This window comes from Lutimaribacter saemankumensis, assembly GCF_900100005.1.
Lineage (GTDB): Bacteria > Pseudomonadota > Alphaproteobacteria > Rhodobacterales > Rhodobacteraceae > Lutimaribacter > Lutimaribacter saemankumensis.
In genome coordinates, this window is record NZ_FNEB01000002.1 from 363,021 (window position 1) to 375,773 (window position 12,753).

General features: G+C 61.3%; 9 protein-coding genes. 7 read left to right on the top strand and 2 right to left on the bottom strand.

Annotated features, from left to right (window positions below):
- Nucleotides 1-54: 54 nt before the first annotated feature.
- Nucleotides 55-2,031 (top strand): TRAP transporter permease, encoded by a 1,977-nt coding sequence (locus BLT50_RS06475; protein WP_090027798.1) that lies wholly within the window; start codon nucleotides 55-57, stop codon nucleotides 2,029-2,031.
- A 72-nt stretch (nucleotides 2,032-2,103) separates the two neighbouring features.
- Here BLT50_RS06475 and BLT50_RS06480 read toward each other — a convergent pair whose 3' ends face one another.
- Both BLT50_RS06480 and BLT50_RS06485 read right to left on the bottom strand, forming a co-directional pair.
- Complete coding sequence (locus tag BLT50_RS06480; RefSeq protein ID WP_090027963.1) at nucleotides 2,104-4,308, bottom strand: NADP-dependent isocitrate dehydrogenase; 2,205 nt, start codon at nucleotides 4,306-4,308, stop codon at nucleotides 2,104-2,106.
- A 127-nt stretch (nucleotides 4,309-4,435) separates the two neighbouring features.
- A complete protein-coding gene (locus BLT50_RS06485; RefSeq protein ID WP_175491411.1) occupies nucleotides 4,436-5,821 on the bottom strand; it encodes a sensor histidine kinase in 1,386 nt (461 codons plus the stop codon).
- Nucleotides 5,822-6,034: 213 nt separating this feature from the next.
- Between BLT50_RS06485 and BLT50_RS06490 the strand changes: the two genes are divergently transcribed.
- From BLT50_RS06490 to BLT50_RS06515, 6 genes are all read left to right on the top strand, one after another.
- Nucleotides 6,035-6,790, top strand: a complete 756-nt coding sequence (locus tag BLT50_RS06490) for an acyl-homoserine-lactone synthase (RefSeq protein WP_245723309.1) — start codon at nucleotides 6,035-6,037, stop codon at nucleotides 6,788-6,790.
- 287 nt (nucleotides 6,791-7,077) lie between these two features.
- Nucleotides 7,078-8,208, top strand: coding sequence for a response regulator (locus tag BLT50_RS06495; RefSeq protein ID WP_175491412.1), 1,131 nt, complete (start codon nucleotides 7,078-7,080; stop codon nucleotides 8,206-8,208).
- 312 nt (nucleotides 8,209-8,520) lie between these two features.
- Entirely contained in the window at nucleotides 8,521-9,501 is a 981-nt protein-coding gene (locus BLT50_RS06500) for a membrane dipeptidase (RefSeq protein WP_090027801.1), read from the top strand.
- Nucleotides 9,498-11,165: a hypothetical protein gene (locus BLT50_RS06505; protein ID WP_090027802.1), complete on the top strand. Its 1,668-nt coding sequence runs from the start codon at nucleotides 9,498-9,500 to the stop codon at nucleotides 11,163-11,165. Before BLT50_RS06500 ends, BLT50_RS06505 begins: the two co-directional genes overlap by 4 nt.
- The gene (locus tag BLT50_RS06510; RefSeq protein ID WP_090027803.1) at nucleotides 11,162-11,731 is read left to right on the top strand and encodes a DUF3726 domain-containing protein; all 570 of its coding nucleotides are present in this window, start codon (nucleotides 11,162-11,164) and stop codon (nucleotides 11,729-11,731) included. The genes BLT50_RS06505 and BLT50_RS06510 overlap by 4 nt, the downstream gene beginning before the upstream one ends.
- A 10-nt stretch (nucleotides 11,732-11,741) precedes the next feature.
- Nucleotides 11,742-12,749, top strand: coding sequence for an Ldh family oxidoreductase (locus tag BLT50_RS06515; protein ID WP_090027965.1), 1,008 nt, complete (start codon nucleotides 11,742-11,744; stop codon nucleotides 12,747-12,749).
- The last annotated feature ends 4 nt before the right edge of the window (nucleotides 12,750-12,753 follow it).

Below are 12,753 nucleotides of genomic sequence, written 5' to 3' on the forward strand. Positions count from 1 at the left end.
ATCCGTCGCGGGGCCGTTTTCTATCAAAGGCTCACGCCCATTGGGGAGGCAGGCATGAGTGGCAAACAAGCCGCATTGGAACGGGAATCCGACGCACCGGACGATACAGGCATCGGAATGGCCGGCCGCGTCGCGGTGATCATCGGCACGCTTGCGGGCGTCGTCCTGGTCGTAAACCAGCTGTTCAATCTGCAGATCGGCGGCATCGTCTTTATCCAGGGGCGGTATCTCTACATCCTGGGCGGGCTTTTCCTGGCGATCTCGTTCCTCGTTTTCCGCATCAACGGAAGCAAGATTGGCAAACCGATCTGGCTGGACTGGCTGCTTGCCGCGCTGGCGCTGGCGACGACGGCCTATTTGTCGGCAAATGCCGAAAAGAACCTTGCACAGGGTTGGGAATACGCCGCGCCGGAGAACGCGCAATACGTGGCCTATGTTTTCTTTGCGCTGGTGCTGGAGGCCACGCGGCGCGCCGGCGGCAAGGTGTTGTTCCTGATCGTTGTGCTGTTCGCCTTTTACCCGACATTCGCGGGGCATGTGCCCGATCCGTTTTCGGGCTTTCAAAGCACGCTGAGCGAAGCGATTTCCTATCACGTCTATTCCGCCGAAAGTTCGTTCGGGATTCCGATGAAGGCGTTCGGCGGCGTGGTGATCGGCTTTATCCTGTTCGGTGCGGTGCTGCAGCGCACCGGGGGCGGCAAGTTCTTCAACGACTTGGCGCTGTCGCTGGTCGGGGGCTATCGCGGCGGCGCGGCCAAGGTTTCGATCTTTGCCAGCGGCTTCATGGGTTCGATGTCGGGCAGCGTGATTTCCAACGTTCTGACAACGGGTGCCGTGTCGATCCCCGCGATGAAGCGCACGGGCTTTTCCGCCAAGACCGCCGCCGCGACCGAGGCCTGCGCCTCGACCGGGGGTGTTCTGATGCCGCCGATCATGGGGGCCACGGCCTTTGTGATGGCGTCGTTCCTGTCGCGGCCCTATGTCGACATCGCGCTGGCGGCGGCGATCCCGTCGCTGCTGTTCTATTTCGCGCTGTTCGCGCAGATCGACGCGTATTCCGCGCGGCGCGGCCTGCGCGGCCTGGCCCGGAGCGAATTGCCAAGCCTTGGCCAGACCGTCCGCGAGGGGTGGCTTTATGTCGGCGTTTTCGCGGTTCTGATCTTCATGCTGCTGGTCATGCGGCGTGAAACCTCGGCGCCGTTCTATGCCACGGCGCTGCTGCTGGTGGTGAACCAGATCCTGCCGAACCACCGGCTGTCGCTGAAAAAGCTGGGCGACATGATCGTGGGCGTCGGCCAGGGCCTGGCGGAACTGACGGCGATCCTGCTGGGTGTCGGCCTGATCGTGGGCTCGTTCAGCGCCACGGGCCTGGCGGGCACGCTGGTGAACGAGCTGGTGTTCATCGCGGGCGACAACGTCTTTGTCCTGCTGCTGATGGGCGCGCTGACGGCGTTCATCTTCGGCATGGGGATGACGGTAACTGCCTGTTACATCTTCCTTGCCGTGGTTCTGGCCCCGGCACTGGAACAGGGCGGGCTGAACCAGTTGGCGGTGCATCTGTTCATCCTTTACTGGGGCATGGTCAGCTACATCACCCCACCCGTCGCGTTGGGCGCCTTTGCCGCCGCGACCATGGCGGGCGAGAACGCGATCAAGACCGGGCTCGAGGCGATGCGGTTGGGCGGCGTGATCTATATCGCCCCGTTCTTTTTCGTGCTGAACCCGGCCCTGGTGGGACAAGCGCCCGCGGGTGAGGTCGTGATCGCGCTGATTTCAGCGCTGTTCGGGGTCGGTATGATCTCGATGGCGTTGCAGGGCCATATCAGCCTTGTCGGTCCGATGCGCAAAGGCCTGCCCGGTTTCGCGCTGCGTGTGCTGCTGTTTGTCGGCGGGCTGTTTTTCGCGATGCCCGAGACACATGTCTTTGGCCTGAACTTTGCGGAAACGGCGGGGATCGGTTTGCTGCTATGTGCCTTGCCGATCTATCTGGCCCATTCAGACCGCAAGCGCGAGGGCGTTGCCGCGCCCTGATCCGCAATACCGGACAACAAAAAACGCCGCCTGAAATTCAGGCGGCGTTTTGCATTTCAGGGTGTCGGCAGATCAGCCGATGATCGCGTTCAGCGTTTTGGACGGGCGCATCACCGCGGCGGTCTTGGCCGGATCGGTATGATAGTAGCCGCCGAGATCCGCGGGCGCGCCCTGTGCGGCGGCCAGTTCCGCCACGATGTCGGCCTCGCCCTCTGCCAGCGCCTTGGCGATGGGCGCGAAATGCGCGGCAAGGTCGGCATCTTCCGATTGCGCGGCCAGCGCCTCGGCCCAGTAGCGGGCAAACCAGTAGTGGCTGTCGCGGTTGTCCGGCTCGCCTACCTTGCGGCTGGGGCTGCGGTTGTTGTCGAGAATGCCCTGCGTCGCGGTTTCGACCGCCTCGCCCAGAACGCGGGCCTTGGCGTTGTCGCGCGCATCGGCCAGGAACTTGAAGCTTTCGCCCAGCGCGCAGAATTCACCCAGGCTGTCCCAGCGCAGGTGGTTTTCCGACTGAAGCTGCTGCACATGCTTCGGCGCCGATCCACCGGCACCGGTTTCGAACAGGCCGCCGCCATTCATCAGCTTGACGATCGAAAGCATCTTGGCCGATGTCGCGAGTTCCAGGATCGGGAACAGATCGGTCAGGTAGTCGCGCAGCACGTTGCCGGTGATGGCAATCGTGTTCTCGCCCTTGGTGATGGTTTCGAGGCTGGCGCGGGTCGCATCGCGCGGCGACATGATTTCGAACTTGTCGGCCACACCCTTGGCTTCGAGGATCGGCTTGACGTATTCGATCAGTCGCGCGTCGTGGGCGCGGTCGGCATCCAACCAGAAGATCGCACGATAGCCAGTCGCCTTTTGCCGCTCGATCGCCAGGTTCACCCAGTCTTCGATCGGGGCCTTGCGCGCGCTGGCCGAACGCCAGATGTCGCCGGCCTGCACCTTGTGTTCATGCAAAACGGTGCCGTCGTCGAGGATCATCTTGACCACGCCATCGGTGGGGATTTCGAAGGTTGTCGGGTGGCTGCCGTATTCCTCGGCCTTTTGCGCCATCAGCCCGAGGTTCTGAACGGTGCCGGCGGTTGCCGGGTTCAGCTTGCCGTGTTCCTTGAAGAACTCGATCGCCTCGTCATAGACCGGGGCGTAGGAGTTGTCTGGAATGACGCAATTGGCGTCATGTTCCTTGCCATCGGGGCCCCAGCCCTTGCCGCCGGCGCGGATCAGCGCAGGCATAGAGGCGTCGATGATGACGTCGGACGGCACATGCAGGTTGGTGATGCCGCGATCGCTGTCGACCATGTACATCGGCGGGCGCTGCGCACGGCAGGCTTCGATGTCGGCCATGATCTCGGGCTCGCCCTTGACGCGTTCCAGCAGGTCGCCCATGCCGGAATTCGGGTTCACGCCAAGTTCCTTCATCTTTTGCCCGTGCTTGTCGAAAACCGGCTGCAACCAAGCCTTGACGGCGTGGCCGAAGATGATCGGGTCCGAGACCTTCATCATCGTGGCCTTCATGTGCAGCGAGAACAGCGTGCCTTCGGCCTTGGTCTTTTCGATCTCTTCGGCAAGGAAGGCGTCAAGCGCTGCCGCGCTCATGTAGGTGGCATCGACGACGGTGCCGGCGGGGAAGGAAACGCCGTTTTTCAGAACGGTTTCCCCATCTGCGGTTTCCAGAACGATCCTGGCCGTTGTGGCCTTGTCGAGCGTTGCCGACTTTTCGTTCGAGAAGAAATCGCCGCTCGACATTGCCGAAACGCGGGTCTTGCTGTCGGCGGACCAGTCGCCCATGCGGTGCGGGTTGTTCTGGGCGTATTTCTTGACGGCGGCGGCTGCGCGGCGATCGGAGTTACCTTCGCGCAGGACGGGGTTCACGGCCGATCCCTTGATCGCGTCATAGCGCGCGCGCACGTCTTTTTCGGCGTCGGTTGCGGGATTTTCAGGGTAGTCTGGCAGTGCATAGCCCTGGCCCTGCAGTTCCTTGATCGCGGCCAGAAGCTGCGGCACCGAGGCCGAGATGTTGGGCAGCTTGATCACGTTGGCCTGCGGGGTTTTCACCAGCTCGCCCAGTTCGGCCAGATCGTCGGACTGGCGCTGTGCGTCGGTCAGGTGATCGGGGAACGCAGCGATGATGCGGCCTGCAAGGCTGATATCCTTGGTGCCAATGCTGACGCCGGCGGCGGCTGCGAATTTCTGGATGATCGGCAGAAGTGAAGCCGAGGCAAGCTCGGGCGCTTCGTCGACCTTGGTGTAGATGATATCGGGTGTGTTCTGATCGGACATCGGACAATCCTTTCCTTGGCTGCCCACGCCATAGTGCAATCCGTGGCCGAGGTCCACAGCATACATTCGTATACAATTGACAAAATTGTCGCGTTCCCGCGCAACGCATCAGCGCCCGGGCCGGCGGCTATTCGGCAGCCTGGGCCCGGCCCGCGACCTTTAGAAGGGGCAATTCCACGAAGAACTCGGTCCCGACGCCCAATTCGCTGACATAGTCGATAATGCCGTCATGGTGTTCAACGATGGATTCCGCGATGCTCATGCCAAGGCCGGTTCCGTCGATCTGGCGCCGGTCTGACCCGTCGACCTGGGAAAAGCGCCCGAACACGACCTTGCGCGATCCTTCGGGGATACCGATGCCGCGATCCTTGACCGTTATGCGCACGAGATCTTCGAGCCTTTGGACATTCACGTGAACGGGCATTCCGGGGTGCGAGAACTTGATCGCGTTCGACAGAAGGTTCGACATCACCTGCATGAGCCGCATCGGATCGCCCTTGATCCACATGTCTTCCGGGTGACGGACGAATTCGACGCGGTTGCCCGTCTCCGCACCGTTTTCCTGGTGCATTTCGACGGCTTCCCGGATGAAATCGTTCACTTCAAGCGAGTCGAAATGGAACGCCATCTCGTTTGCTTCGATCTTTTGCAGGTCCAGAAGATCGTTCACCAATGAGTTCAGGCGCGCGCAGTTCTTGGCGGCGATCTGGAGAATATCGCGCGATTCCTGAGGCAGCTCGCCGAACTCACCCGAGTTGACCATATCGACCGCGACACTGATCGAGGTCAGCGGCGTGCGCAATTCATGGCTGACGGTCGCGACGAATTGCGACTTGGCGCGAAACGCCGCGCGCGTGCGTTCGTGTTCCTGCCTCAGGACATCCATCTGGTGCAGGTTGCTGCGGTAGAGCCGCAGAAAGATGCGCGACGAGTCGAGAATGAAGAACATCACGAAGACGACTGTGAAGAATTCCAGCCAGACAAACGAGCTTAGCGGTGGCAACAGCTTGATGATGTCGAGCAAGGCGATGAAAAGGAAAGTCACGGCATAGATCGCAAGGCGAAGCTGCAGGGCCGGAAGGATCTGGTGGTTGTTCATCGCCGCGAACAGGGATGCCGCGAACAGGAAGAACAGCGGCATGAAATGCCCGCCAATACCCTGCTGCAGCGCAACCAGCGCGACCCAGAGACTGATGCTCAGGGCGCTGACAACCGTATTCGCCAACACACCAGCCAGGAATCTCCGGTACTGCGGCATGCCGCGGCCATCCCAGCGTTCGACCCGCCGGCAGTTCAGGAAATCCCAAAGCTCGGAAGCCTGAAGCGTAACGAAGCACCACATGGCCCAACGCGCATCGAAGTAGGCAAGAGTCAGGACAAGTGCGCCTGCGAAAATCGCCTGCCTCTGCCATATCAGGCTGAGACTGGTGTTCACGTAGTCGCGCAGTTGCCTGACCGCCTGGCTATCCGGGTGTCGGACGGTCGCGGACTCTGCCTTTTCGATACCTGTCATGCTTGTATCCGTCGTTGCTGGACACTGAATAGCGACAGAGTTGGGAAAAACCACGTCACGATGGTGGCGGTTTGAAGCATTCAACCAGACCGATTCTCTTGCTTTTGTGCAACGGGCTGGCAAACCGTGTGCGAGATTGGGCAAAATCGTGTCAATTTTGTGGACGCGCCCCAAATATTTCCCTAATAACAAAGAAAAAAATGAGTGCAGGTTATGAAACACGCAGGTGGATTTTCGGACCCTCCAAAGCGAGCATCCGAGATATTTCCCAAGCTTCCCCCGGCCCATCCGCACGGCAGTGCGGTGCGCGAACCTGCACGCGCGTCGGCCCCCGATCTTTCGTCGATCACTCAACTTAAACATGTACGATTTGTTACGACAGGGTTTGCCGACATGCACGAGCATGGCGACCTTGTTCCCAGCTTTCTGAGGGCCCGAAAGGCGTGCTTCATCGACGGGCTCGGTTGGGATTTGCCGTGTACCGACGGAATGGAATTCGACCAGTACGACACCCCGCAATGCCGTTGGGTCATCATGCATGAATATGGCGAGGTTCTTGGAGGGCTGCGCCTGATGCCTACGACGTCGTGCTGCGGTATTTATTCGTACATGCTGCGGGACGCTCAGCGCGGATTATTGGATAAAATTCCGAGGGATGTGCTGTTTGCCGAAGCGCCGGTAAGCCCCACGGTCTGGGAAGGAACGCGGCTGTTCATCGTAGACAGCGCCGGTTCGAAACGGCGCCACGCCCTGCAGTTGGCGCTGTTCGAACACATGCTCCGCAGCGCGGCGAACCTTGGGGCACAGCATGTGCTTGGCTTTGTCCCGGAAGCGTGGTCGCGCTGGACAAAAAGACTGGGATTGGATGGCACCCCGGTAGGGCCGAAAGTCACGATCGAGGGCGAAGTCAGCCAGGCCGCCGTGATGCGGGTCGCAACAGCACTTTCCCGTTTTGCGAAAGTGGCGTGACCCCGGAACCGGGGCAATACAACCATACATCGTATGATTCAAATGCGGGCCTCTGAACGGCGGATTTTTCGCCCCATGATGAGGCTTCGGACAGCCCAATTTCCGGTTGCGTGACCGAATCGCCTCGCCCTCATCACGGGGCGTTCAACGTCATTCCGCTGCCCCATTCTCGGCGCATTTTCCAAGCAGGTTACCAAGACCCAGTTCTGGTGCGCATGTGCGCCACCGTTTTTTACCAGTGCCATTGGCGAGTGACGAACGACCTGAACGCAAAGGGCGCTGAAGACATGAAAATACTCGTTGTCGACGATAACGAAAGCATCGTGAACCTGCTGAGCGACATCCTGTCGAAAACCGGTTTCCACACCGTGGCTACCGCATTGGGTTCGCGCGAGGCGATGGATCTGATCCGTAGCGCCGAGCCGGCGTTCGATTGTTTTGTCGTCGACATTCAAATGCCGGATATCGACGGAATCGAACTGACACGGTTCATTCGTTCCGACCCGCGGCACAAGCAGGCCCCGGTCGTCATCCTGACGGCAATGCACCAGAAAGCGTATCTGGACAGGGCCTTCGCAGCCGGTGCGACGGATTATGCGACCAAGCCGTTCAACTTCGTCGAGCTTCGCAAGCTGATCCAGAGTGCGCGGAAAGTTGCGATGGATCCGACCCGGCAGCCCGCACCCGATTTCGCCGCAAGCGAAGAGATGGCCAATGTCCGGCCGATCGCGCGCAGCTTTGACGAACCTGTTGCCCTGCCCGACATCGCCAACGCATTCGGTAAATTCGAGTTCGACAACTACGTGATCCAGCTTGCGTCCAGAAAGCTGTCCCGGAGCGCGGTTTTCGCCGTCGAACTGCGCGGCGCAGAAGAATTGTTCAAGAAGATGCCTGCCGAAGAGTTCGACAGGATCGTCGCCATGACTGCCAAGGCAATCGAAGCGACGTGCCTTCGTCCAGGTGGGGCGCTGTCTTACCGCGGCTCGGGCATCTTCATGGTGACACGGCCGATCTGGTTCATGAAACCGCTCGTCACATGTCAGCAACGCATAAACGCTGCGTTCGACAAGATGCTCGGGCAGGACGCACCGGAAGACGCGCCAAGCCTGATTGTCGGTCAGCCCGTGGCCCTGGGCATGATGTCCCGTGTCGACGCGGTGGCCGCCCTGACCCATGCCGTCGCGAATCTTGAACAGAACCCTTCGGGACGCAACTCCGGGAATGTTTCGCAGCGCGCCTTCCTGCGCAGCGCCACGATGCCTGAGAAACAACGGCTCGAGAAACTGAGCTACGAAACGTTGCTGCGCGAAACGATGCCAGAAGAAACCAACGACGGCTGGTCGCGCATTCTGTCGCGGAAAACGCGCGAAACCTATGCGGACCGGCGCACGGACATGACACCGGCCAAGACCGGCTGACCCGAATTCGCGAACGTGCCCGGCACCAGATTGGGCTGGTCACGTTTGCGGAACGCTTTGTTTCCATATCTTTCGTCGACACAAAATGGCCATAATCGTACATTCGGTGCGGGGTAGCGGTATCGGCCACGACTATTTATTTTGACGTGAGAATAAAAAATTCATCCCCCGCAATTTTCCGAAACATTCGCTACCCCACGATTTCCCCTGGCCTGTCGAACAAATCCCCCACTACGGAAGTTTACGTTTGACTGCCGCGCTGCCGGACGGCCACCATGGGCGAGAAAGGCGAAGCGGGGGTAATCAGTGCAAATGCGGATCGACGGGCTGCAATATGCCAACTGGTCGGAAAAGGTTTTCCGGCAGATGCGCGAAGGCGGCCTCGATGCGGTTCACGTTACGATCGCCTATCATGAGACATTTCGCGAAACCGTTCTCAATTTCGAACGCTGGAACAGGTGGTTCGAATTGTTCCCGGACCTTATCATGAAGGGGCAATGGGCCAGCGATATCGACCGCGCCCGGGAAACGGGCCGCACCGCGATTTTCTTTGGCTTCCAGAACCCCAGCCCGATCGAGGACGATATCGGACTGGTCGAAATCCTGCACACGCTGGGCGCAAGGTTCATGCAACTGAGTTACAACAACCAGTCCCTTCTGGCGACTGGCTGTTACGAGTCGGAGGATCCGGGCATCACCCGCATGGGGCGGCAGGTCATCGAGGAAATGAACCGGGTCGGCCTGGTTGTCGACATGAGCCATTCCGCCGATCGTTCGACGATCGAAGCTGCCGATATCTCGGACCGTCCGATCGCGATCACACATGCCAACCCGTATGACTGGCATCCCGCGCTGCGCAACAAGCGCGACGATGTGATCAGAGCGGTCACGCAGAATGGCGGGATGCTGGGGTTTTCTCTTTATCCGCATCACCTGAAGGACAAGAGCGACTGCAGCCTTCAAAGTTTTTGCGAGATGATCGCGCGGATGGCCGATCGTTACGGGGTAGCACATCTGGGGATCGGGTCGGACCTGTGCCAGGACCAGCCCGACAGCGTTGTCGAGTGGATGCGTGTCGGCCGCTGGAGCAAGGAAATCGACTATGGCGAGGGCTCGGCCGCGAACCCCGGATTTCCACCGCAACCCGCTTGGTTCCGGGACAATCGCGATTTCGGAAACATCGAACAAGGATTGCGTGCCACGGGAATGAGCGCCGACGAGGTTGGGGCAATCATGGGTGGAAACTGGTATCGCTTCTTCGAGGCGAATTTCGGGCCACAGGGTCGGGCATGACGATTGCGCGGCGCCCCCCCGAACAGGTGATGCGCCTGTCACGCCTCGGTTCGCTGCACGCCTGCCGGCTGAGCTTCATGAGGCAGCTAACCCGGAGAATGGCCGCCGAAAACTGGCAGTTCGCCCGGACGGAGTTCGATATCGACGCCACCGGCAAGGGCCACGCTGTCTATACCGCGACCGGCCCGGAGCGCAGTTATTCCCTTGTCGCCTTCGCGCATGACCTGCCAGATGAAAAGCGGTCGGACAGGGTAATCGCCGATGCCTGGGACGCGACTTTCGCGCTGTTCGACGGAGTTCCGACAAAGGCGGATATTACCCGTCTGGCCAAGAACGTCCCCCGCCAGGAGGCAGGACGGATCAGCGAAACAGAATTGTCCCTGTCACGGGCGAACCGGTCGGTGCGGCTTTGGGAGCATGTTGTCGATGCTTTGGCTGATGGTCGGCAACCGGATGCGTCCGAAATCGCGCAGGTGGGATACCTGATGCGGACCACGGCCGTTTATGGATCGGGCAAGTTCGGCGCGGCGGATCGAGAGATGATCGCCGACCGCCCTGAGATGCAGGCGCCCTTTCAGGCGGAAATGCTGTCGGTCTACCTGACGCGCTGGTTCGTGCGCGACCTTGTGGAACACATCGCCCATGCGCGCGGCGGGGCCGGTGCGGCCCGGCTTGACCCGCATATCGCGCGCCGGCTGGGCATCGGGAATTCCACAGGCCTGGGGATGGCCCCGTTCATCATCAACCACCCGGTTCTGTTCAACAACTGGATCATGGCAAGGGAAGAGGCGATTGCCCGCGTGCGTGCCGTCGAGCATGCGACAAGCAACGAGATTTCGCAGTTTCACGAGATCTTTCGCCGTGCCAACGCCTCGGTCGATGACTGGCGGTCCGAACATCCCTGGCAAATCGAGAAACTGACCGCTCTTCGCGCCGATATCGCGCGGCTGCGCGGGTATTTCGCGACCCATGAGTTCACCGGCACTTATCCTTGGGACAGGCTTGCGTCGTGGGCGGAAAAACACATCGCCGAGGACGCGCAGGAATGGCTGCTATCCCTGATGCTCGAACCCTATGCGCGGCTGGTGGACGATCTGGGCGGCTGCATGGCAGACCCGCTGGGCCCCACCACAATCGACGGTGCGATGCCGGTCGGGCAGGTCAGGGCGCTGTTGAAAGGCAGTTTCGAATGGGCGCTCGATCTGGATTGGGATGCGCCCGAGAATTGCGCACGCCTTTGGTATGTCTCCGAGGAAAAACTGGAGCCACGTCTGGGGGCGCGGTTCGACGAGCCGCTCGAACCCTATGAACAACCGCTTGCACCTGCCCGCGATGCGGCAGCGGCCTATCGTGAACTGGCCCGGTTCGGCGCAGACACACCAATTGCCGAGTTCCTGGAGGCGCGTCCAGAATTCCGCCATGTGATCCGGCGCGCACAAATCGCCGGTTTCGCACCCTATGCCGAAATCCGCGACAACACGATTGGTGCAGACGTCATGCCCATAGACATGCTGCGCGCCAAGCTGTCGTTCTTTGGGGCCACACATTTCGACCCCAGGTCGGACCGCTGGGTCAGGATCTGCATGTATGCCGGCGCGCCCTACCCCGATGAATTGACACCCGGAAGCGCGGATTTCTGGAACTACCCCGAGGTCGCCGCGTGATCCTGTCGCTGAACGAGGTCGAAGCCCTGGCAAGAAAGGCCGCGCGCGGGGCGGGCCTGCCCTGGGGCGTCGCGGAAGAGGCCGGGATGGCGACAAGATGGCTTTGCGCACATGGGGTGGACGGCGCAGCAGCGCTTGCCGCGCTTCTGCGGGGGGACCGCGCGGGGCCAAGCGGACTGGACGCAGGAATCAAGCTGGCCGACCGGGCCATGACGGTCTTGCAGCAGCCGCACCGCATCCCCGATGTGACATGCCCTGCCCTGGTCCTGCCATTCGCCGCCGCCATCGCGCGCCGGGGCGGTGGCAACGTATCCGTGGCTATCGGTCCTGTGACAGCGGTCACCGACGGGACGGATTTGTCCCTTTCCGGCGACATCCCTGATTTCGCGGATATCGCCGTGATGCCCGGCGGCGAGCTTGGTTCGCTGTGCCCCCGGGTTGGCCGGGCAGCACCAACGGGCGACGTGAGGAATTACCTGGAAGACTGGGCCCGGCGCACCTACGCCCCGGCCACCGAGGAAAGCCGGCGCATGGGTGCGGGCGCCGGATTGACGGACAATGACTGAGGTTCAAAAGATGCAGACCAGGATACTGACACTTGAGGAAATCGAACAGCTTGCCATGCGCGCCCTGGTGGCGGCGGGAACAACAGCCGAAAATGCGCGGCCCCTGGCAATCGCGACCGCCGCGACCGAAGCGGACGGCGTGGCGAGCCACGGTCTTGCGTATACCCCGATCTATTGTGAGCACGTGCAATGTGGCAAGGTCGATGGACGTGCCGCGCCGGTCGTCACCCAGCCGCGCCCCGGCGTTGTTTGCGTGGATGCGGCGACGGGGTTTGCGCACCCGGCCATCGACGCCGGGTTTGAACGGTTGGTTCCCACGGCCCGCGAAAACGGCATCGCCGCGCTGGCGATAACGAACAGCTACAATTGCGGCGTGCTCGGCTATCACACCTACCGTTTGGCGCAGGAAGGGCTGCTGGGGATCGGTTTCACCAACGCGCCCGCCTCGATCGCGCCATCCGGCGGCAAGAAGCCGGTGGTCGGGACAAACCCGTTCTCGATTGCTGCCCCGAATGACGACGGCGAACCGGCGGTTCTGATCGACCAATCCGCCAGTACGATCGCCAAGTCCGAAGTGATGAAGCACGCGCGCGAAAACAAGCCGATCCCCGAAGGATGGGCGCTGGATGTCGATGGCAACCCGACAACCGACGCCGAGGCGGGGCTCAAAGGGTCGATGGCGCCGTCGGGCGGCTACAAGGGAGTTGGCATCGCGCTGATGACCGAATTGCTGGCCGCGGCCATGACGGGGGCGACCCTCGGCATAGATGCCTCGCCTTTCTCCGGCACGGCCGGAGGTCCGCCCAAGACGGGGCAGTTCTTTATCGCGATCGACCCCGGCGCGACGTCCGGTGGTGCCTTTGCCGACCGGCTTTCGGCGCTTGTGCAGGCAATCCGGGCGCAGGACGGCGCGCATCTGCCCGGCGACGGCCGCAAATCCAAACGGCTGGCGGCACGCGCGGACGGCGTGGCGGTGAACGTCGCAACGCTTGAGCGGATCGACGCGTTTCTGGGTTGATCTT

Coding starts and splice junctions, on each gene's coding strand:
- BLT50_RS06490 (WP_245723309.1), top strand. CDS start 6,035: ATGAAACACGCAGGTGGATTTTCGGACCCTCCAAAGCGAGCATCCGAG.
- BLT50_RS06475 (WP_090027798.1), top strand. CDS start 55: ATGAGTGGCAAACAAGCCGCATTGGAACGGGAATCCGACGCACCGGAC.
- BLT50_RS06485 (WP_175491411.1), bottom strand. CDS start 5,821: ATGACAGGTATCGAAAAGGCAGAGTCCGCGACCGTCCGACACCCGGAT.
- BLT50_RS06500 (WP_090027801.1), top strand. CDS start 8,521: ATGCGGATCGACGGGCTGCAATATGCCAACTGGTCGGAAAAGGTTTTC.
- BLT50_RS06480 (WP_090027963.1), bottom strand. CDS start 4,308: ATGTCCGATCAGAACACACCCGATATCATCTACACCAAGGTCGACGAA.
- BLT50_RS06505 (WP_090027802.1), top strand. CDS start 9,498: ATGACGATTGCGCGGCGCCCCCCCGAACAGGTGATGCGCCTGTCACGC.
- BLT50_RS06495 (WP_175491412.1), top strand. CDS start 7,078: ATGAAAATACTCGTTGTCGACGATAACGAAAGCATCGTGAACCTGCTG.
- BLT50_RS06515 (WP_090027965.1), top strand. CDS start 11,742: ATGCAGACCAGGATACTGACACTTGAGGAAATCGAACAGCTTGCCATG.